Raw genomic sequence first — 21756 nt, forward strand, 5'->3', positions numbered from 1 at the left:
GCAGTGGGCGGGACCGGGGGCCGGCTCGTAGCCGCCGGGCAGGCGCGACACGATGGCGCACGGCTTGCCGTGCAGCGTGGTCAAGCGGGTGCCGTCGCGCAGCGTCTGCGGCTGCGGCACCGGGATGCCGCGTTCGGCCAGGTGATACATCAGCTCAATGTAGAAGGGCAGCTGCGCCTGCGTCAGCACCTCGAACAGCGTCAGGACATATTCGCCCCGCGTCGTGTACAGAAAATAGTTGGTGTTCTCGATACCCGCCGTAATGCCTCGAAGCGAGACGAACTCGCCCAGATCGAAATGCGCCAGCAGGGCGCGCGCGTCGTCATCGGATACGGGGGTGAATACGGCCATGGATCTTCGGTATGAGGGTTGAACGGACGCGCGCACGGGCGTGCAGGGTCGCGGCGCCGCAATTTTAGACCACATGGCGGGCGGCCTCCGGCAGCGGTTCCACGTGGGGCGCCGATCCCGGCGGGCACAATGTCGCCAAGCACCGTAAAATACCGCATCCCCTTGTTTTGTAGAGTGATTCTTGGACTCCCCCGACTGGCGGCTTTGCGTCGCCCCGATGATCGACGTCACTGACCGCCACTGCCGGTACTTTCACCGTCTGCTGGCGCCGCGCGCCCGCCTGTACACCGAAATGATCACCACCGGCGCGCTATTGCACGGCAACGTGGCCCGCCACCTGGACTTTGACGAGGCCGAGCATCCCGTCGCCTTGCAATTGGGCGGCAGCGAGCCCGACGCGTTGGCGCACGCCGCCAAGCTTGGCAAGCAATGGGGCTACGACGAAATCAACCTGAATTGTGGCTGCCCGTCCGAACGGGTGCAGAAGGGCGCCTTTGGCGCCTGCCTGATGGCCGAGCCGGCGCTGGTGGCCGACTGCATGAAAGCCATGCAGGACGCCGTGGACATTCCTGTCACGGTCAAGCACCGCCTGGGGCTGGACTATGACGAATCCTATGAGTTCGTGCGCGATTTCGTGGGCAAGGTCTATGACACCGGTTGCCGCGTGTTCATCGCGCATGCGCGCAATGCCGTGCTCAAGGGCCTGTCGCCCAAGGACAACCGCGAGATCCCCCCGTTGCGCTACGACGTGGTTGCACAACTGAAGCGCGATTTTCCGGATTGCACGTTCGTGCTCAATGGCGGTCTGGCCGATGCGGGGCAGTCCGTGCAGGCGGCCGAAGCCTTTGATGGGGTGATGCTGGGTCGCGCCGCCTGGCATACGCCGCGCGTGCTGTCTGAAGTGTCACTGCAGTTATGGCCGTCGGTGCGGTTGCCGAGCGATGCGCAGGTCGTGGACGCGATGACAGAATACGCCGCGCGTCAGGTTGCCAAGGGCGTGCCCCTGCGGGTGATGACGCGTCCGATGCTGGGACTGGTGAATGGCCAGTCAGGGGCGCGCCGGTGGCGCCGGATGTTGTCGGATCCGGCCCTTTTGGCCGCAAACAATCCGGAACTGATCTACGACGCGTGGCGCAGCCAGCGTCATGCGCCGGGTGCGCGCGACGCCACGCGCGAGGCCGCGTCCGCCGGGATGTGAATCCGCAGCCGGCGCCGCAAGGGCGCCGGCGGGCTCAGGACTGGGCGGGCTCCGCGCTTTCGGCAGGCCAGTCGCGAATGTAGGCCTTCAGCATGTTGTTTTCGAACTGCTGGGCGGCGACGATGGCCTGCGCCATGTCGTAGAACGAAATGACGCCCATCAGGGTGGGGCCGTCCATCACGGGAATGTAGCGGGCGTGCTTTTCGAGCATCAGGCGCTGGACTTCGTCGGCGCTGGTGTTGGGCGAAACGCTGACCGGCGCGTCGTCCATGATGGAACGGATGGTCGTATCGCCTGCGCCGCCGTGCGCGTGCATGTGGCGGATGATTTCGCGGAACGTAAGCATGCCGGTCAGGGTGCCGAATTCCATGATGACCAGCGAGCCTATGTCTTGTTCGCTCATGGTTTGCACGGCCTGGGCCACGGGCATGTCGGGCGACGCCGTATAGAGCGTATCGCCCTTGACGCGCAAAATCTCACTGACCTTCAACATCGGTATCTCCTGGGGCGGACTGCGCCCTATGCTTTGCTATTTCTTGTTCGCTTCCAGTTGCAGTACTGGGGCGACGCCATTTCCGGTATTTTGCGCTTCTCCGCAGAGTTCTTCCAGCGTTGGCGTGGTTTGCGGCGAATTTACGGACGATGCGATGCGCAGGATGTCGGGGTCATTGCGTACGCGGGATTGGCTTCGGTCCAGCAGGAAGCGATCCACGACGGGCGCCAGCGAGGTCTCGCGCGCGTCGCACGTCAGCATCCAGTTGTCTTCGGGACTGCGAGTGGCCAGTCCCATCGTGCTCAGCGTTTCCAGGACTTCATTGAGTTCATCCTGATGCAGCCGCAGCTCCGAGGCCAGCGTGTTGGCGGCCACGCCGCCGGGCGTCGATAGCTGTGCGCGGCGCAGTGCGCGCAGCGCATCCAGCGCATCGACAAACGAGGCGCCCGGGTAGCGGTTGATGTGCCAGCGTCCCAGCCGGATCAGCGGCGCACTGGAGGCAAGCGTTGCGCCCAGCAGCACGGCCAGCCAGGACAGGTAGATCCACAGCAGGAAGATGGGCAGCGTGGCGAAGGCGCCGTAGATGACCGTGTAGGTGGGAAACCGGGTCAGATAGAACGCGAACGCGGACTTCATGATTTCCAGCACGATGGCCGTGACACAGCCCCCAATCAGCGCGTCGCGCCACAGCACGTCGCGGTTGGGCACGACGACAAAGAGCGCGGCAAAGCCCAGGCCGGTCAGCACCAGCGGGATGAACGAGACGATGACACTGATGACTTCGGGCACGTCCTTGATGAGCCCCAGCGATTCGCGGGCCACGAACGAGGTCGCCCACAGGCTCGCGCCGGCCAGGACGGGGCCAAGGGTGATGATTGCCCAGTACACCAGTGCCCGCTGCGGCAGGGGACGCTGGCGCGAGACGCGCCAGATGTCGTTGAAGGCCTGGTCGATCGTCATGATCAGCAGCAGCGACGTGACCAGCAGGAACGCGCCGCCAATGGCGGTCAGGCGCGAGGCCTGGTGCGCGAACTGGTTCAGGTAGTCCATGATGTTGTCCGACACGGACGGCGGCATCAGGCTGGTGGTGAGGAAGTCCTCGAGGGCGACCCGGAATTCCTGGAACACGGGAAAGGCCGTGAACAGCGACAGCACCACCGCGAGCATGGGGACGATTGCCAGAACGGTGGTGAAGGTGAGGCTGGAGGCAACCTGCAGCAGCTTTTCTTCGTTGGCGCGTTGGAGGACGAAACGAAATACGCGTCCGGTCCTCGCAACCCGGGAAATGCGCGAGGTTGGTCGTTCTTTGACCGCCGGCGTAGCGGCGGCGGGCTCGGCGGGGCGATTCATCAGGCGATAATAGCAGCATGAATCCCGAACTCAACCCCCGCTTGCGCCTCGTCGCCTCGGTTTCATTGTTTGCCCTGATCGTGCTGTGCGTCGCTTGGGAAACCGTGGTGGCGCCGGTGCGGCCGGGCGGTTCCTGGATGCTGCTGAAAGCCTTGCCGCTGGCGTTTCCGCTGCGCGGCATCGTGCGAGGCAATCTCTACACCTACCAGTGGGCGGCCATGCTGTCGCTGCTGTATCTGATGGAAGGCGTGGTGCGCGCCATGTCGGATCCGGCGCCGCTGTCCGTCTTGATGGCGTGGGGCGAGATCATCTTGTCCACCACCTTTTTCCTCAGCGCCATCTTTTATGTGCGGCCCGCCAAGCGCGCTGCCCGGAGTCAACGCGCATGAATGCCCAGTCCCTGTCCGAACTGCAAGCCGTCAACTCCTTTGCGGCCCTGCCCGAGGCCTTCTACACCCGGCTGGCGCCGCGCGGGCTGAACAATCCGCGTCTGCTGCACGCCAACGAACAGGCGGCCGCCCTGATCGGGCTGGATCCGTCGGTCCTGACCACCCCCGAATTCCTGCAGGTGTTTTCCGGCGGGCAGCCGTTGCCGGGCGGCGATACGCTGGCCGCCGTCTATAGCGGCCACCAGTTCGGCGTATGGGCGGGGCAGCTTGGCGACGGACGGGCGCATCTGCTGGGCGAGGTTCAAGGGCCCAAGGGCGCCTGGGAATTGCAGCTCAAGGGCTCGGGCATGACGCCGTATTCGCGGATGGGCGACGGGCGGGCCGTCCTGCGGTCTTCCGTGCGGGAGTACCTGGCCAGCGAGGCCATGTTCGGGCTGGGCGTCCCCACCACGCGCGCGCTGGCGCTGGTCGTTTCCGATGATCCGGTCATGCGCGAGACCGTCGAGACCGCCGCGATCGTGACCCGGATGTCGCCCAGTTTCGTCAGGTTCGGCTCGTTTGAACATTGGTCGTCACGGCGCCAGCCCGACATGCTGAAAACGCTGGCCGATTATGTGATCGACCGCTTTTACCCCGAATGCCGCGACGTCCCGACTGGTGATTCGGCGTCCGAGACGGCCCCGTACGTGAATCTGCTGCGCGAAGTCACGCGGCGCACGGCGTTGCTGATGGCGGACTGGCAGGCCGTCGGGTTTTGCCACGGTGTCATGAATACCGACAATATGTCGATCCTGGGGCTGACGCTGGATTACGGCCCTTATGGTTTCATGGACGGATTCCGGCTAGGTCATATCTGCAACCACTCGGATGCCGAAGGTCGATACTCCTGGAATCGGCAGCCGTCCGTGGGGCTTTGGAATCTGTATCGGCTAGGCGGCAGTCTGCACATGCTGGTGCAGGACGCCGACGCATTGCGCGCCGTGCTGGATGAATACGAAGCCATTTTCACGCGCGCGTTCCATGACAAGATGGGCGCCAAGATGGGTTTGGCGGCGTGGCGTCCTGACGATGAGGCGTTGCTAGACGATCTGCTTAAACTGATGGACGCCAATCAGGCGGACTTCACATTGTCCTGGCGCCGGCTGGCCGACGCCGCGCAGGGACAGCGCAGCGCCTTTGAGGATTTGTTTATCGACCGTCCCGCCGCTGGCTCCTGGCTCGACAAGCTGCTGGCCCGGCATGCGCAGGACGGGCGGCCTGCCGCGGATACGGCGGCCGCCATGAACGGCGTGAATCCGTTATACGTGCTGCGCAATCACCTGGCAGAACAGGCGATTCGCGCGGCCAAGATCGGCGACGCCAGTGAAATTGAAACGCTCATGAAACTGCTGCGAAGTCCCTTTGTGGCCCAAGAGGGTTTTGAACGTTACGCCGGCCTGCCCCCCAATTGGGCCGGCGGAATCGAAGTGAGCTGCTCGTCCTGAAGATGATTTTGCGATAACGTCGGTGGCATTATTCGTGCGACATTTCCGGGATTAAGAAAAAAATCCCGGTAAAAATGTGAAATATCGCCATTTTTTTCGCTGCAATCATTCGTTTCTATTGTAAAAGTCGTAAGATTGCCGGCTCCGGGGCATTTTTGATCGCGTGGGCGCTCCAGGGTTTTTGTCGACAATTTCAATGTAAAGCACTCTGAATATGCCTGGTGCAGATGGTTTGCTATGTATAGGACTGCTCGAGGACGACGCCGATTTCCGCGAGGAATTGGCGTTGGGCTTGGGCGGCTACGGCTTTCGCGTGGCGTTCGCTTGTGACAATGCAGTGGCGTTCTACCGCCGCCTGCAAGAGCAGCCGTGCGACATCGTCATTCTCGACGCCCATCTTCCCGGCGAAGACGGCTTCTCCGTTGCGACGCGCCTGCGAGCCCTGAGCCCGGTAGGCATCGTCATGCTGACGGGCCGCAGCGCCCTGGAAGACCGCGTCCGCGGCCTGGAGGGCGGCGCCGACGTCTACATGACCAAGCCGGTGGATCTGCTGGAACTCAGCTCCGTGATTCGCAGCCTGGCGCGCCGCATGCGGTTGGCCAAGGCGCCACGCCCGGCTGACGCCGAAACACGCGCGTCCGCGGATACGAACTGGTCGTTGCAGGACGGCGGCTGGATCCTGGTGGCGCCCGATGGCGCTTCGCTGCACCTGAGCGCGCAGGAACGCACGTTCCTGGTGGCCCTGATGGACGCCGCGGGCAGTGCCGTCAGCCGGCAGGCGCTAGCTGAACTCTTCCTTCCCGACAGCCCAGGCGGATTTGAGTTGCGGCGTATCGACGTGCTGGTGAGCCGTCTGCGCGCCAAGGCGCAAAGCGCCGGACTCAAACTGCCGGTATTGTCTGTGCGCGGCCAGGGCTACGTGTTCGCGGCCTGATCCCGGCCGCGGCTGCGGCTGACGCCAAGGCCCGTGCAGCGCCTAAGCCGACTGCCCGTTGGCGGGCAGGGTGATGACAAAGCGCGTGCCCACGCCCACCTTGCTTTGCATCGTCAGCGAACCGCCCTGGCTCTGGCAGATGCGCCGGGCCAGATATAGCCCGATCCCCATACCCTGGGTTTCGCGATGCGCGGACCGCCGAAAGCGCGGTTCGAAGATCCGGGCCTGTTCCTCTTCTCCAATCCCCGGGCCGCGGTCCACGACGGCTGCCCAGGTCATGGAAGTGTCGCCGACCCGTGTATGACCCGTCTCGATTCGCACCGGTTCGTTGGCCGGCGAATACTTGATGGCGTTGTGGATCAGGTTGCGCACGACGACGCTGGTGAGCGGGCGATCGCAGAACACCGGCTGCGGCGCTTGCGCTTCGAGCACCAGGGCATGCGCAGTATCAGGGCGCATGGCGTTCACCACGTCGCGCACCAGGTCGGCCATGTCTGTCTGTTCGCCGCGCGGGCTCCAGGCATGTTCCTCCAGGCGATCCTGATTCAGCAACTGATCCATCAGCTCGGTCATCCGCGCAACCGACCGATGGATGCGCGCGAGCCGCGTGTCCACGGTTTCGCCACTGTCAGACAGGATCATGTCCAGCGATTGCGCCGCGGCGCTGATGGTGGCCAGGGGCGCGCGCAGCTCATGCGAAATCAGCGCGTTCATCTGCCGCTGCGTGTCCAGCGCGCCGGCCAGTTCGGCCAGTCGCAGTTCGCCTTGCGCCAGGTGTTCGGCGTCCGAGGCGGCGCCATTGTTGCGCGCGGGTGCGGCACTGTTGGAGGCATCCAGCGCCAGCCAGACCAGCGTGCCCGACACCAGCATCAGCCTCAGCATTTCGAAGCTCGCATCCGTGGCGTCTGCGCCGCTTGCGTGCCACGCGTCGTGTCCGAGGATCCAGGCTGATGCGCCAAACGCGAGCATCAGCGCAAGGCTGGCCGGGCGGCCAGACCGCTGCCGCACCGCGCTGGCCAGGAACCACAGCGCCAACGGCACGCTCAGCGCAGCGCAGACGCCGGCAATGGCCGCAGGAAGCACTCCCGATTCCGTTTCATATACGAAGATCAGCGCCAGCGCCGCCACGCCGGACAGGGCAATGCTGATCCACCGGCACGCAACGCCCAGTCCGGTTGCAATGCGCGATCCCTGCAGCAGGGGCGCGGTCAGGGCGAGCAGGGCGGCATAAGAGGCAGCTTGCAGCGCGCCCGGCGGCATCAGATCGGGCAGCGAACGGAACAACCCTTCGACCAGCGCGAAGGCCATGCCTGCTGCATAGAGCGCGTTGCGGGTGTGCGCCCACGCCACGCCGCACACTATCGCGCAGGCGATGGCGACGCCGGCGGTCAAGCCTGAGTGCAGGTTCTCGTAGCCGGCATGTCCGCCGTCGGCATTCAGCCCATAAGCGAGCGCGTAGGCCGGCCAGAAGCAGGCGCACAGCAGCAGACCAACTCCCGACCAGATGGTTGTCCGGAAGAAGCCGGGCTGGCTTGCGCGAAGGTGGCGAAAACGCCAGCGGGTGCGAAGAAACAATCCTTCCGTCAACTAGGAACCCATTGGTGATCATGCGCGAGGTCTTGCGCGTGGGCGGAGTTTACGACAGCTCCGCTTATCGCGCGGACGCCGATTCCTTCCAGCACGAGCTGCGTCGCCGTGTCCGACACGTCAGCCGCATAGACCGACATGCCGAGCGTCATTGCGGTCGCGACCACGGTGGCGGCCAGGTGCTGGCTGCCGGGACTTTGCAGGAGGCCGCCGATGAAACTGCCGCTCAGCGTCACGTACGAGACGGGAAATTCATGCAGGTGCTCCATGGCGCCAAATTGCTGCGACAGCCGCGCTACCCCGACCCGTCCGCCGGCGCCCATGACGATGTCGCAGAGCTGGCGCACATCGGCGCCTTGTTCGACAAGTCCCGCGGCGTCGACTTCCAGAATCAGCCGCGCTGACAGCGTGGGCCGGTCGTCGAGCATGCGTTCAAGACGCGCGAAGAAGGATCCTTGGGCAAGGGTGGCCAGCGATACCGGCACGGTGAGTGCGCCGTCATGAGTGAACAGCCAATCGAGGCCCAGACGGATCGCCTGGATATCGCATTCGGCGGACAGGCCCAGGCGCACGGCTGGCGGCATGAAGATCGAAGCAGGCACGGGATCGGTGCCGGAGGCATCGTGCAGCGTCAGGCAGGCCTCGTGGTGCAGCAGGGCGCCCGACAGGTCATGCAACGGCTGTGCCGTCAGTGAGAACCGGTGCTGCTCCAGCGCCGTCACCAATGCGTCGTGCCAACTGTATTCACCGATGCGGGTGCTGTCGGCGGCCTGGCTTGCCGGCGTGATCTGGTCGTCGTCCGCGCTTTCGGCGCACATCAGCGCATGATCCAGACGCGCGAGGATGTCGCTCATGTTGTCGCCCGGCGCGAACGCCGCCATGGCCAGCGCCCACCGGCACCATCCGTATTTGTCCATCGGCACGCGCAGCGACCGCAGCTCGCGCCGCACGCGTTCGGCCAGCACGCTGGCCTGCGGCGCCGAGGTGCGCGGCAGCAGCAGGGCGAAATCCGAGCCGCTGATCCGCGCGATCAGCGTGCCCGGACCGCCAAATTCCTGCACCAGCTTGCGCAGGCGGTCCGACGATGAGCGCAACCACTGGTCGGTGAAGGCGCGCGACAGGTGCCGGTTGATCTGAGCGAGGTCACGTTGGCGGAACATCAGCAGATGGCCGCCGGCCTCGTCGGATTTATCTGCCAGCGCAAGCCGGAACTGGTCGACAAAATGCTTGCGGTTCGACAGGCGAGAGATGGGGTCCCGGTAGATTTCGCTTTGCAGCGATTCGATGCGCGCATTCTGCTCCTCGACCGTGGCGGCGACACGGCGCTGCGCATCGACCAGCGCCTGGTCCACACCGGGCACTTCGCACGAACCGCTCAGTGGCGCATCGGCGCCGGGCGCCAGCGCGCGCACGCGTTCGCAGATGTCGCGCGACGTGCGGGCTTCGATCCAGCGCACGAGATTGGTGGCGAACAGCGCCCAGAATGCGGCCGCGGCCAGCACCAGACCCAGAACGCGGATGCCGCCTTGCCACAGCGTGTCGCGAGCCAGGCGGGCATCGGCCTGCACGGTAAGAGTGCCTTTGCCTTGTCCGCCAGGGATGACGAACGGCCGGGAAATGGCCGGTGCTTCCATGTTCAGCCAGCCGGCGCGCCAATCGCGCTCCCGGCCTGCGGCACCCGGTCCCGACCGGCGCTCCACACGCAGCGCGTTCCCTTCGTTCGTGATATTGACCAGCGAATACAGCCCCTGTCCGAACAGTTCCTCGGCAAGCGCGACCTGCTCGCTGTGGCTGCCGGAACTGTGCGACAAGGCCCAGGCGAGCGCGTTGGCGCCCGATTCGCTTTGCTGGGCGAGTTGCGTATTCAGATAGCGGTGCGCCGCCAGCATCCCGAGGGCCTGAGCGCCCAACAGGATAAAGCCGACCAGAAGGGCGGAGCATAAGAGCAGCCGGCGTAGTGTGGGCATGTAGTGGCGAATCCCTTCCTGGGCGTACGCGGATGAAAACCTGGATATCAAACGTGACACACGTTACGAAACGACAGCCAGCAACGGCGTCACGATACTGGGACCTGTCACAGAACGCACAGAATATTACGAAATGCTCGGTCGTATCCGACAAGGTGTGCAATTATTTCGCTCGTGAGAATTGGCCGTTTGAGAACTATTGAGACACTGCGTATTAATTTTTGGGGTTGCGGTGTCGTAGATGGGTCGAGGCGTGGCGAAAGGACCGGCCAGAGACCGCCAATTCGAGACCCCGCCATGACCGCTGCGAGCAACATAGGATCCGAAGAAAGTCAGGAGAAAGAGGCGCGTTGCCTCCGGAATGTGGCGTTTTTTTGCGAAAACAATGCATAATTTAAAATATGTTACAGCCCCCGGGCCCGAGATAGGGCCGCAACGCCGGGGGCGTTTGGATAGGGGGGCTCCGTGCGTGAGAGTTACCTGCTCGCACTGTGCCTGACGCTCGCGGGCGCACTTGCAGCGATCAGTCTGCTGTTCTTCCGCCGGGACCGCGCGCTGCGCCGCCGCCTGACGCGGGATGAACTGACCGGCCTCCTCAGCCAACAGGAGCTGCATCGTCGCGTGCGTACGTGGCTGGGCCAACCCCAGGGTACGACGCGCCGCGGCGCCTTTTTTCTCGTCAGTTTCGAACACTACGCGCAGATCAGCGCCATGCTGCGCGCCGGCGAAGACCAGGCATTGCTGGTGCAGGTGGCGGATCGCATCAGCCTGGTCGCACGCGCGCTTGGTGGGATGGCCGCGCGCTCCGGGGCCGATTCGTTCACCGTCTGTGTCCCCGGCGTGGACGAGGAGGGGGCTGCCCAGGTGTCCGCCAAGCTGCTGGCCGACCTGAGCGCGCCTTATGAACTGGGCGCTCGTCCCCTGATTGCCGTCTTCCGGATTGGCGCGGCGCTGTATCCCGCCCACGGCCGCAGTGTCGAGGAGTTGCAGCGCTGCGTGCAGGTGGCGATGGTGCCCCTCAAGGATCGGGGCGGCGAGGGCTGGAATCTCTTCGATTTCCGGCTGCTGGCGCGGCAGCGGGATCAGCAGGGCCTGGAAAATGACCTGAGGCTGGCGCTGACGACACCGGCCATGGAGCAGTTTGAACTCTATTACCAGCCGGTCTGCGACAGCGCGACCGGCGTGGTGCAGGGGTGCGAGGCGCTGCTGCGCTGGCATCACCCCGTGCTGGGCAGCGTGTCGCCCGCCGTGACGATCGAATTGGCCGAACGCAGCGGACTGATCGTGCCGCTGGGCGCCTGGATCCTGGAGCGCGCCTGCACGCAGGCGGCGCTATGGCCGACGGCCTGGCGCGTCCACGTGAACCTGTCGGTCAAGCAGATGAACGAGGACGGGCTGGTTCAGCTCGTGTCGGACGTGCTGGCGGCCACCCGGCTGTCGCCGCGCAAGCTGGTGCTGGAGATCACCGAATCCATCTTCATCCTGCACTACGAGCGGCACGTGAAGATCCTGAATACGCTGCGCGACATGGGCATCGGGGTGGCGCTGGATGACTTTGGTTGCGGCTATTCCAGCCTGAACCATCTGCGCCATCTGCCCATCGACTGGGTCAAGATCGACCGCAGCTTCATTTCCGCCCTGGAATCGGACGCTGGCAGCCGCGAGGTGGTCTCTGCCCTGTTCGGCCTGTGCCAGGCGATGCACCTGCCGGTCGTGGCCGAAGGCGTCGAAACCGAAGGGCAGCGAGAAATCCTGAAGTCGTTGGGATGCCGCGTGATGCAGGGCTTTCTGCTGGGGCGGCCGGCGCCCGCCGCCGAAATCCAGGCTTTGGCCGCGGCGGTGTCATAATCGGGGTTGCTTGTAAACCCCGACCTGTTGACTCCTTATGCCCGGCAATACCCTAGGTACTCTTTTTACCGTCACGAATTTCGGCGAATCCCACGGGCCGGCCATCGGTTGCGTCGTGGACGGCTGTCCTCCCGGGCTGGCCCTTGACGCGTCCGACATCCAGTTCGAATTGGATCGCCGCCGCCCGGGCACCTCGCGCCACGTGACGCAGCGCCAGGAAGCCGACCAGGTCGAGATCCTGTCCGGCGTCTATAACGGGGTCACCACCGGCACGCCCATCGGACTGCTGATCCGCAATACCGACGCGCGCAGCAAGGACTACTCCAACATCGAGGACACCTTCCGCCCGGGCCACGCCGATTTCGCCTACTGGCGCAAATTTGGCGTGCGCGACCCGCGCGGCGGCGGACGTTCCTCGGCCCGGCTGACGGCTCCCACCGTCGCGGCCGGCGCCATCGCCAAGAAGTGGCTGGCCGAGCATTACGGCGTCAAGGTGCGAGGCTACATGAGCCAGCTGGGGCCTGTCGCCATCCCGTTCGTTTCGTGGGATGAAGTGCCCAACAATCCCTTTTATGCGCCCAACGCCGAGGTCGTCCCCGAACTGGAAGCCTATATGGACCAGTTGCGCCGGGACGGCGATTCCATCGGCGCGCGCATTGAAGTCGTGGCAGAGAACCTGCCGGCAGGCTGGGGCGAACCCATCTACGACCGCCTGGACGCCGATATCGCCCACGTCATGATGGGCCTGAACGCGGTCAAGGGCGTTTCCATAGGCGCAGGCTTTGACTGCGTCACGCAGCGCGGCTCGGAACATGGCGACGAGATCACGCCCGAGGGCTTCCTGAGCAACCACGCCGGCGGCGTGCTGGGCGGCATTTCGACCGGCCAGCCCATCACCGTGTCGCTCGCGATCAAACCCACGTCGAGCATCCGCGTCGAGCGCCGCTCGGTCAACCGCGCCAATGAGCCGGTGATGGTGCAGACGCTGGGCCGCCACGACCCGTGCGTGGGCATCCGCGCCACGCCCATCGCCGAAGCCATGCTGGCGCTTGTGCTGATCGACCACGCGCTGCGCCATCGCGGCCAGTGCGGCGCGGCGCCCGTCTGATACGTTTTCCCGTAGTTGAAATGGCTTGGAGGCCGACATGAAACAGAAGCGTCATTTTCTGCGCAATGCCGGGGCCGTGCTGTCGCTGGCCGTGCTGGCCGGCTGCACCAGCATGAACACCACGCAGTCAGGCGCCGTGGGCGTTGACCGCAAGCAATACATGTCCACGATGGTGCCGGCGCAGGCGCTGGAACAGGAAGCAAACCAGCAGTACGCCGACATCCTGCAGGAGGCCAAGTCCGAGGGCCTGCTGGATCGCGACGCCAAGCAAGTGGCGCGCGTGCGCGAGATCTCGCAGCGCCTGATCGCGCAGGCCGGCGTGTTCCGTCCCGATGCGGCCAACTGGAAATGGGAAGTCCACGTGCTGTCCAGCGACGAGGTCAACGCCTGGTGCATGCCGGGCGGCAAGATCGCCGTCTACACCGGCCTGATTTCGCAGATCAAGCCGACTGACGATGAGCTGGCCGCGGTGCTGGGCCACGAAATCGCCCACGCGCTGCGTGAACATGCGCGCGAGCGCGTGTCCCAGCAGATGGCGACCAATCTGGGCTTGCAGGTGCTGTCCATTGCCACGGGGTCCAAGGCGGCGTCGGACCTGGGCGGAGAGTTGACCAGCGTGATGTTCACGTTGCCCAACAGCCGTACGCACGAGACCGAGGCGGACCGGATGGGCGTGGAACTGGCGGCCAGGGCGGGCTACGATCCGCGTGCTGCCGTGACGCTGTGGCAGAAGATGGGCGCGGCCAGCCAAGGCAGTGCCCCGCCCGAGATCTTGTCGACCCATCCGTCGGCCGCCTCGCGCATCAGTGACCTGCAATCGGCTTCGCAGAAAGTGATGCCGCTTTACGAACAGTCCAAGGGCCAGGCCGCGCGCTAAGACGGCATGGCCTAACGCTGACGACGCGGCCCGCGCGGCAATGCCTGCGCGGGCCGTTTTGCATGGTCCTTGCCCTGCGATGGGGCGTGTCTCGTTGCCCCGATCGCAGGCCGTTGCGATATCCCTTTGACTTACCCGCCGCTGGCCGTCTTGACGCCCTGGCCGCGCATGATCTCGATGCCCAGGCCATGCAGAATGCGCTGGGTCTCCGCGTCCGGCACGTCTTCCGCGTAAACCGCAATTCCCAGCGAACGGGCCGTTTCCAGCACCGACGCCGTCAACTGCTGGCTACCCGGACTCTGCGACATTCCGCCCACGAATCCCCCGCCCAATTTCACGTAAGACAGCGGCAGCGTGTGCAGTTGCGCCACCGCGCCGAATTGCTGCGCCAGGCGGCGCACGCCGATGTGTGCGCCAAATTCCGCCACGACACGCGCAAAGGCGGTGATCTGCTCGTGGCATTCCACCAGCCCGTGCGCGTCGATTTCCACGTACAGACGGCGCGCCAGCGGACGGTTTTCGGTCAGCAGCAACGCCAGTTGGCGCAGGAACTTCTGGCCGCGCAACGAGGGCAGCGCCACGCGCACGGCAAGTTCGCCCGAATGGCTGGCCAGCCATTCCAGGCCAAGCCGCACGGATTCCAGATCGCATTCCGCCACCAGGTCCAGCCGCACCGCCGGCGGGATGAAGAGCGTGGCGGGGATCGGTTCCTGGTCGGGCGCGGTGCGCAGCATCAGCATGGCTTCGGTGCGCACGGTGTGCCCATCCAGCGCCAGCAAGGGTTCGGTGGACAGTTCGAACTGCCGGTTCTCCAGCGCCGTCTGGATGGCGTCCTTCCAGGCGCGTTCGCCCGCTTCCGACGGCGACTGCATGTCGGTGGCGCCCGCGATCACGACCTGGTCGTTGCCGGCGCTTTCGGCGCGCATCAGGCCAAAGTCCAGGCGGGCCAGCACGGCGCCGGCCTGGCTGCCGTGGCCGTAATCGGTCATGGCCTGCGCCCACCGGCAAAGATGGCCCTCGCCGACTGGAATGCGCGAGGCATGCAGATCCGCGCGCACCTGCTCGGCCACCATCATGGCCTGCGGCGCCGCGCAGCCTGGCAGCAGCAGTGCAAAGTCCGAACCATTCAGCCGCGCCAGCATGGGGGCGGCGACGTGCATGCGCTTGAGCGTGCCCTGGATGCGTTCGCACGCGGTGCGCAGCCACTGGTCGATGAATTCGCGCGGCATGTGGCGGTTCAGGTCGGCCAGATCGCGCTGGCGGAACACCAGCACGTGCCCGCCGTCGATCCGCGACGTTCCCGCCGCGGGCCGGGTTTCCAGCGCACGGCGGAACTCGTTGACGAAGTATTTGCGGTTGGGCAGGCCGGTGACCGGGTCCTGGTTCAGCTCCAGTTCCAGCGATTCGATCTTTGCGTTCTGTTCTTCGACGCTGGCATGGATGCGTTCGCGGGTCTGATTCAGCGCCTGCACCACGCCGGACAACTCCGGCACGCGCGCCTCGACCTGCTCGCCGGGCGCGTCGCGGCCGATGCCGCGGACGTGGTCGCTGATCTCGCGCAGGAGGCGGTTCTTGATCCATCCGACCAGCACGAAGGCAAACATGGCCCACAGGATGCCCGCGCCCACGACCAGCGCGATCATCTTCAGGCTGCTGCGCCACAAGGCTTCCCAGGCGTAGGCATCGTTGGCGATCAAGGTGACTTCACCGATCTGCCGCCAGCCGTCGCTGACCGCGTGGCTGGCCGCCTGGCTATCCAGCGGCGCCAGCGCCTGGAACCACGCCGGCACGGACGCGGCGGTGGCCGTCGACTTGCGTTCGATCAGGACCTTGCCGTCGGGATCCGTCAGGCGCACCAGCGAGAAGTGCCCGCCGTCGTATAGCGCCGAGACCAGCAGTTCCTGCACGACCGGATCGTTGTTCGCCGGTTGCGACAGGGACAGGGCCAGGGAGACGGCCGCGTCGGTGCTTTGCACCTGAAGCTGGCCGGACAGGTACTCGCGCGCCGAATTGACGCTGAGCGCCAGCGTCCCCAGCAAAATCACGCTGATGGCGAGGGTCACACTGAGCAGTAGCTGACGAAGTATGGACATAGTCTTGTTTCCGGACATCAGGGGCGGATGCCTTCCCGTTCCATGCGTTGAAGTAGGTCGCGCCAGCGGCTAAGGCGGTCGACGGGCGCGGCCGCCTTGCCGTCCACGTAGACGCCGTCGGCGTTGAAACTGAAAACCGGCGTCAGGTCGCGCCGCTGCGTGGCCGGCAGGATGGTTGAGATCAGGCTGTCCAGCACCAGCGGGACGGCATTCGGGGTTTCGTAATAGCCCAGCACCATGTGGGCCACCTGGCTGCTGCTGGCCGCGCCGCCGATGCGGGCGCGCACGTAGATGAAGCGCAGCTTGTTGGCCGGCACGCCCATCGAGAGCAGGGTGAAATACTTGCCGATGACATAGTCTTCGCAATCGCCGGCGCCTTTGCCCAGCGACTCGAGCGGCGTGGCCCAGTAATCGGCTTGCTTCCAGATGATGGAATCCTCGCCGGAGAGCAGGGCGCGGTTCCAGAAATCGTTGGCGACGGTGAGACGGTCGCGGTCGGTTGCGGGGGCCGGGCTGCGCAGCAGTTGCAGCCAGTTGTCGACCGACCGCGCGCCCTTGGCGCCGTAGCGGCTGGCCGACAGCTTCTGCAGCTTGACGGCATCGACTTCGATCGCAAAGCTGCCGCCCCACCAGCAGGCAAGGCCAAGCAGCGCCAGGCTGATGGCCCGTTTCAGTCGAAGCGGGCGGCGGCCAGGCATGAATCAGGGGGCGCGTGATGTCGCAGCATGTCGCTGCAGTTCTCCCGGGCGGTCATGCTCGGATCAGCTGTGCTTTGCCTGTCCGGCGGCCTTCATGCGCGTCCGGTCCGAGGCCTCCTTGGACAGATTCTTGATGTAGCCATCGAAGGTTTCGCCGTGCGTTGCCTTACGGACTTCTTCGCCGACTTGGCAGGCCCACTTTTCGCCGCCCACGATCAGCGCGGATTGCGTGATCAGGTCGGCATAGGAAGAGCGCAGGACAAACGCGATGCTTTTTTCGTAGTCGCCGCCGTCGCGCTCAAGCTTGGTGGCGATCTGCCAGTTTGAGACGGCGTTGATGAGCACGGCGTTCAGATGATCGAAATGCGTCCGGTAGAACGGATTGCGCGGCAGCTTGATGAGAGCCTCGAAAAAGCCCTGGTTGATCTCGTCGTCCGGGACGTCCTTGTCGCGGTCGATGAGATCGTCCCAGAGATGCGCAATGCGGCACACCATGTCCACGTAATCAGCCGCGGCGGTGTTTCCTTTGAACCAGGCAAGTAACTGGTCGCGTTCAAAAAAATGCTTGGGCATGGGATACGGGAAAAAGGCCGCGCTCCGGCCCGCAAAGGCCGGAGCGCGTGGCGCGTGGGTCAATTGTGATCGACGATCAGTTTACCCTTGTTCATCAGGTCGTTGATGACTTGGGCGCTGGTCAGCGAACCACCGTTGGTGAGGTCCACGTTCTCCAGAATGATCTTCTGGTCGACGTTGTGGGCGAGGTCGCCATTGGTGCTCACATTGATGACCGTGTTGCTGCCGTCCTTCTTGACCTCCAGATAGTTGGTCAGGGGGTTGGACTGCTCGTTCTGCAGCAGGTCGCGCAGGTCCAGCACGTCGCCGTTGTTGGCGGGCGTGGCCGTCGAGAAATCCTTGATCCGGTCGACGGCGGGTGCAGCTGCCGTGCCCTGATCATTGAGTTCCCAGCGGAAGGTGTCGCTGCCCGCGCCACCGATGAGCGTGTCGTTGCCCTTGCCGCCGACCAGGATGTCATTGCCCGTGCCGCCGTAAAGGGTGTCGTTGCCCTCGCCACCGTGCAGGTAGTCATTGCCGCCCTGACCGAAGAGGGTATCGTCGCCCTTGCCGCCGTACAGGAAGTCGTCTCCGCCGCGCGTGTCGCCAGCCTTGTCGAACTCGGCGCTGTGCTGCTGCAGGTAGTTGTAGAGCTCCAGGGAGGTCGGCGCGACGCCACCCTTCTGCGCCGTCATGAAGTCCACCAGCGCCTGCCAGCCTTGGCCGTTATGGCTGCCCGCGGCATTGCCGGTCCACGACAGATGATCGGTGTTGATGGTGTCGCCGAAGATGATGTCGTTGCCATCGCCGCCATGGATCGTGTCGCCGGATACCGGCGCCGGGTCCGTCGTCGTCTGGCCGCCTTGCAGCGCGGCGTTCAGCTCGTTCGCGCTGTTGACGATCTGGGGCTGACCCACCGTGCCGTTGACCGTGTACTCCGTGGAGTTGCAGCCGCTGCCTTCAGTGACCTTCGTCGACCCCTGGCCCGTGGCGTTGGTATTGTCAAAGAACCGCAGGTAGTCGCTGTTGACCCCCGTGCCGATGCCAATGCCGTACATCACGACCTTGTTGCCGCCCACCAGCACGCCGGATCCATCCACCAGCGGCTTGGCCGCATCGACGGCCTGCTGCAATGCGCCGCTGCTTTGGTTGCCGCTGGGGCCGTAGACGTTGGGATTGCCGTCCGTCAGGAAGAACGTCAGGTTCTGGTAGTTGTGGTCCGCGTCCTTGCCGCCCGAAACCTGCGAGTTGAACCAGCTCACGGCCTTGTTGAACGCGTCCTGGTAGTTGGTGTTGCCATCCGCCCTCAGACCGTCGATGGCGTCGAGCAACTGCTGGATATTGGACTTGCTCAGGTTGTTGATGGTGACGCCGTTCTGAGCCTTGTCCGAGAACGGAATCAGGCGGACGTTCACAACGCCATCGTGATTCGACAACTGGTTGGCCAGCGCCGTCAGCGAGCTCTTGAGCAGGTCGATGCGCGTCTGGTTGGTGTTGCCGATCTTGTCCTTCATGCTGCCGGACACGTCGACGATGAGCGAGATGTTGTAGTTCTTGCCCGGCTCCACCGCCGTCACCGAACCGCCACGGTCGCCAACCAGGATGTCGTTGCCGCCACCGCCGTTGATGTCCGTGTTGGCCGTGTTGTTGCCCACCGCCAGCTTGTCGGTGGACAGCGTGAAGGTGTGCTCGGCCGAGGTGTTTTGTCCGCCGTTCGCGGTGCCGCCGGCGTCACGGACCGAGAAGTCGAACGTGGCATCGCCGCCCGCGGTGGACGGGGTGAAGACCAGCTTGCCCGACTGGATGTCGGCGACCGAGATCACCTGGCCCGCCGTCACCGGTTGGCCGCCAAGGGTCAGCGTGCCTTCGCCGGCGCCCGGGATGCGGGTGATGACCACGCTCTGGAAGCTGTCGTTCTCCACGCCGTCGTTGAACGGGAAGTCGGACACCTTGAGCGTGTACGCAGCGTTGATGTTCGAGTGCGCTGCCGAATCGCCCGAAATCGGGGCATCGTTCGTGCCGATGATGGTGACGTTGACCGGCTTGGTCGCGGTGCCATCCTGGGACACGACCGAGAAGGTTTCGGTCAGTTGCTGTCCAGCCTTCAGGTTCTGAACGGCGGCCAGCGCGTTGTTGAGCTGGTAGGTCCAGTTGCCGTTGACGTCCACCGTGAAGGTGCCGTACTTGCCCGCCACCGCCGCCTGAGCTTGCATGAAGCTCTGGCCGGCATCGGGGTCGGTCACGGTCAGCTTGCCGCTCGCAAACACCGGGGAGTCTTCGTAGACCGTGCCCGAGCCTGCACCACCGATCGTGGCGGCGTCGTTATTGCCCGTGACGGTGATCGTCAGCAGGGCCTGGCTGGTGCCGCCTTCGCCGTCGGAAACGGTGTACCAGATCGACGTCTGGGCGGTCTGGCCCGCGCCGAGGGACTGGAAGTCGTTGCCCGGGTTGAACGTGTAGGTGCCGTCGGCGTTGATGATGAACGTGCCGCCATTCAGGCCGGCAATCGACTTGCCCACGCTGTTGGCATTGCCACCCACCGCGGAGACCTGCAGCGTGTCGCCATCAGGATCCACGTCGTTGGCGAGCACGCCCTTCTTGACGTCCGTCACCTTCAACGTCGTATCTTCGTCCGTGGTGCCCTGGTCGTTCTGCGCTTGGGGCAGCGGATTCGTGATGTTCCACTTGAAGGTCTGGGTCGTCGTCAGGCCGGCCTTGTCGGTCGCGGTGACGGTGATCGTATGCACGCCGGTGCCGCCCAGTTGCGACGCCGAGTGATCGATCTTGCCGCTGATGATGCCGGTGTTCGCATCGATCGTAAGACCCTTCGGCAGGCCGGACGCACTGAACGTCAGCTTGTCGCCGGTCGCCAGGTCCACGTCCTTGAAGTGGCCGGACAGGTCCAGGCTCAGGACCGTTTCCGAATCGACGCCAGTCTTGTCGGAGATGACGGTCGAGGTGGGACCCGAGTTCGTGCCCGTGACGGTCACGGTCAGCGTTGCCGTCGAGAGGCCGCCTTCACCGTCCGAGACGGTGTAGGAGATGGACGTGGTGGCGCTGGCGCCATTTGCCAGGTGCTGGAATGCCGTGCCCGGGTTGAACGAGTACGAACCGTCGGCGTTCAGCGTGAAGGTGCCGCCGTTGGAACCGGTGATGGACTTTCCGACGCTGGCCGCCTGGCCGTTGACGGCCGAGACGTGCAGCGTGTCGCCGTCAGGATCGGTGTCGTTGGACAGGACGCCGTGCGCGGCATCGGCAGAGAGGCCGACGCCTTGCTTGGTGCTGCCCGTGTCGTTGACCGCGGTCGGGGCCGGGTTCTTCACGTCCCACGAGAAGTCCTGCGAGACCGAAGCGCCAGACTTGTCGGTCGCGGTGATGGTGACGGCGTAGACGCCGTGATCGCCACCTTGCGAGGCCGACTTGTCGAGCGTGCCGGTAATGATGCCCGTCTTCGGATCGATGGTCAGGCCGGGCGGCAGGCCCTTGGCCGAGTACGTCAGCACGTCGCCAGCGTCCACGTCCGAGAACTGGCCGGAAACGTTGACCGGGGTGATGGCCTGGCCGTCGTTGTTTGCCTGGTCATCCAGGGTGACGCCCGGGGTGAGGATCGGGGTGTCGTTAGTGCCGGTGATCGTGACCGTGAGGGTCGCGGTCGAGGTGCCGCCTTCGCCGTCGGAGACGGTGTAGGTGATCGACGACGTAGCGGTTTGGCCAGCGCCCAGGTTGTTGAACGTCGAGCCGGGGTTGAAGCTGTACGAACCGTCGGCGTTCAGCGTGAAGGTGCCGCCGTTGGTGCCGGTGATCGCTGCGCCCACGTTGGTCGACTGACCGTTAACGGCCGAGACGTGCAGCGTATCGCCGTCCGGATCGGTGTCATTGGACAGCACGCCGTGCGCGGCATCGGCAGTCAGGCTGACGCCTTGGTTGGTGTTGCCGGAGTCGTTGACCGCGGTCGGCGCGGGGTTCTTCACATCCCACGAGAAGTCTTGCGAGACCGAGGCGCCAGACTTGTCGGTTGCGGTGATGGTGACAGCGTAGACGCCGTGGTCACCCCCTTGCGAAGCCGACTTGTCGAGCGTACCCGAGATGATGCCGGTCTTCGGATCGATGGTCAGGCCCGGGGGCAGGCCGGTGGCCGAGTACGTCAGCACATCGCCCGTGTCCACATCCGAGAACTGACCGGAGATGTCGACCGGGGTGATGGCCTGGCCGTCATTGCCGGACTGGTCATCAAGCGTCACGCCCGGAGTCAGGATCGGGGTGTCGTTCGTGCCGGTGATCGTGACCGTCAAGGTCGCGGTCGAGGTGCCGCCTTCGCCGTCCGAGACGGTGTAGGTGATCGAGGACGAGGCGGTCTGGCCGGCGCCCAGGTTGTTGAAGGTCGAACCAGGGTTGAACGAGTAGGAGCCGTCGGCGTTCAGGGTGAACGTGCCGCCGTTGGAACCGGTGATCGCTGCGCCCACGTTGGTCGACTGGCCGTTGACGGCCGAGACGTGCAGCGTGTCGCCGTCCGGATCGGTGTCGTTGGACAGCACGCCGTTCTGGGCGTTGACCGTCAGGTTGACGTTTTGACCCGTGGCGCCTTCGTCAGCGACTGCCGTCGGAGCCGGGTTCTTGACGTCCCACGAGAAGTCTTGCGACACCGAAGCGCCGGCCTTGTCGGTCGCGGTGATGGTGACGGCATAGACGCCGTGATCGCCACCTTGCGAGGCCGACTTGTCGAGCGTGCCGCTGATGATGCCCGTCTTCGGATCGATGGTCAGGCCCGGGGGCAGACCCGTGGCCGAGTACGTCAGCACATCGCCAGCGTCCACATCCGAGAACTGC

At 64.9% G+C, this 21756-nt stretch carries 16 protein-coding genes; 7 read left to right on the plus strand and 9 right to left on the minus strand.

Annotated features, from left to right (window positions below; translation table 11 throughout):
• On the minus strand, positions 1 to 351 hold a 351-nt coding region (locus B3446_RS18655), incomplete at its 3' end, for a phosphotransferase (protein ID WP_291383951.1).
• 217 nt (positions 352 to 568) lie between these two features.
• On the opposite strand from B3446_RS18655, the gene dusA reads away from it, so the two are divergent.
• Complete coding sequence (dusA, locus tag B3446_RS18660; protein ID WP_291383978.1) at positions 569 to 1549, plus strand: tRNA dihydrouridine(20/20a) synthase DusA; 981 nt, start codon at positions 569 to 571, stop codon at positions 1547 to 1549.
• Positions 1550 to 1583: 34 nt separating this feature from the next.
• On the opposite strand, the gene B3446_RS18665 is transcribed toward dusA, so the two are convergent.
• Entirely contained in the window at positions 1584 to 2042 is a 459-nt protein-coding gene (locus B3446_RS18665) for a CBS domain-containing protein (RefSeq protein WP_056315762.1), read from the minus strand.
• Positions 2043 to 2078: 36 nt separating this feature from the next.
• Entirely contained in the window at positions 2079 to 3392 is a 1314-nt protein-coding gene (locus B3446_RS18670) for a YihY family inner membrane protein (protein ID WP_191577015.1), read from the minus strand.
• A gap of 17 nt (positions 3393 to 3409) precedes the next feature.
• Between B3446_RS18670 and B3446_RS18675 the strand changes: the two genes are divergently transcribed.
• The 3 genes from B3446_RS18675 (at position 3410) to B3446_RS18685 (ending at position 6199) form a co-directional block, all read left to right on the plus strand.
• A complete protein-coding gene (locus B3446_RS18675; protein ID WP_056571311.1) occupies positions 3410 to 3781 on the plus strand; it encodes a DUF2069 domain-containing protein in 372 nt (123 codons plus the stop codon).
• A complete protein-coding gene (locus B3446_RS18680; RefSeq protein ID WP_291383956.1) occupies positions 3778 to 5265 on the plus strand; it encodes a protein adenylyltransferase SelO in 1488 nt (495 codons plus the stop codon). The genes B3446_RS18675 and B3446_RS18680 overlap by 4 nt, the downstream gene beginning before the upstream one ends.
• A gap of 214 nt (positions 5266 to 5479) precedes the next feature.
• A complete protein-coding gene (locus tag B3446_RS18685) occupies positions 5480 to 6199 on the plus strand; it encodes a response regulator transcription factor (RefSeq protein ID WP_043518814.1) in 720 nt (239 codons plus the stop codon).
• A 42-nt stretch (positions 6200 to 6241) separates the two neighbouring features.
• Here the strand turns inward: B3446_RS18685 and B3446_RS18690 are convergent, their stop codons facing one another.
• Together B3446_RS18690 and B3446_RS18695 are read right to left on the minus strand one after the other, a co-directional pair.
• Entirely contained in the window at positions 6242 to 7774 is a 1533-nt protein-coding gene (locus tag B3446_RS18690) for a sensor histidine kinase (RefSeq protein WP_291383960.1), read from the minus strand.
• An 8-nt stretch (positions 7775 to 7782) separates the two neighbouring features.
• On the minus strand, positions 7783 to 9753 hold the full coding sequence (locus B3446_RS18695; RefSeq protein ID WP_291383962.1) for a bifunctional diguanylate cyclase/phosphodiesterase: 1971 nt from the start codon (positions 9751 to 9753) through the stop codon (positions 7783 to 7785).
• 465 nt (positions 9754 to 10218) lie between these two features.
• On the opposite strand from B3446_RS18695, the gene B3446_RS18700 reads away from it, so the two are divergent.
• From B3446_RS18700 to B3446_RS18710, 3 genes are read left to right on the plus strand one after another with little or no spacing between them, the layout of a single operon-like run.
• Positions 10219 to 11601: a putative bifunctional diguanylate cyclase/phosphodiesterase gene (locus tag B3446_RS18700; protein WP_291383964.1), complete on the plus strand. Its 1383-nt coding sequence runs from the start codon at positions 10219 to 10221 to the stop codon at positions 11599 to 11601.
• A 37-nt stretch (positions 11602 to 11638) separates the two neighbouring features.
• On the plus strand, positions 11639 to 12709 hold the full coding sequence (gene aroC / locus B3446_RS18705) for a chorismate synthase (protein ID WP_291383966.1): 1071 nt from the start codon (positions 11639 to 11641) through the stop codon (positions 12707 to 12709).
• Between the two features lie 37 nt (positions 12710 to 12746).
• Positions 12747 to 13586, plus strand: a complete 840-nt coding sequence (locus B3446_RS18710) for a M48 family metallopeptidase (RefSeq protein ID WP_291383968.1) — start codon at positions 12747 to 12749, stop codon at positions 13584 to 13586.
• A 131-nt stretch (positions 13587 to 13717) separates the two neighbouring features.
• Here B3446_RS18710 and B3446_RS18715 read toward each other — a convergent pair whose 3' ends face one another.
• The 4 genes from B3446_RS18715 to B3446_RS18730 form a co-directional block, all read right to left on the minus strand.
• On the minus strand, positions 13718 to 15679 hold the full coding sequence (locus B3446_RS18715; RefSeq protein ID WP_291383970.1) for a bifunctional diguanylate cyclase/phosphodiesterase: 1962 nt from the start codon (positions 15677 to 15679) through the stop codon (positions 13718 to 13720).
• Positions 15680 to 15696: 17 nt separating this feature from the next.
• Positions 15697 to 16377: a transglutaminase-like cysteine peptidase gene (locus B3446_RS18720; protein WP_191577009.1), complete on the minus strand. Its 681-nt coding sequence runs from the start codon at positions 16375 to 16377 to the stop codon at positions 15697 to 15699.
• 63 nt (positions 16378 to 16440) lie between these two features.
• Complete coding sequence (locus B3446_RS18725) at positions 16441 to 16950, minus strand: hypothetical protein (RefSeq protein WP_291383972.1); 510 nt, start codon at positions 16948 to 16950, stop codon at positions 16441 to 16443.
• 59 nt (positions 16951 to 17009) lie between these two features.
• A partial coding sequence (locus B3446_RS18730) for an Ig-like domain-containing protein (protein ID WP_291383974.1) occupies positions 17010 to 21756 on the minus strand: 4747 nt, incomplete at its 5' end.

It is taken from the genome of Achromobacter sp. UBA5777, assembly GCF_002418565.1.
GTDB lineage: Bacteria > Pseudomonadota > Gammaproteobacteria > Burkholderiales > Burkholderiaceae_B > Achromobacter > Achromobacter animicus.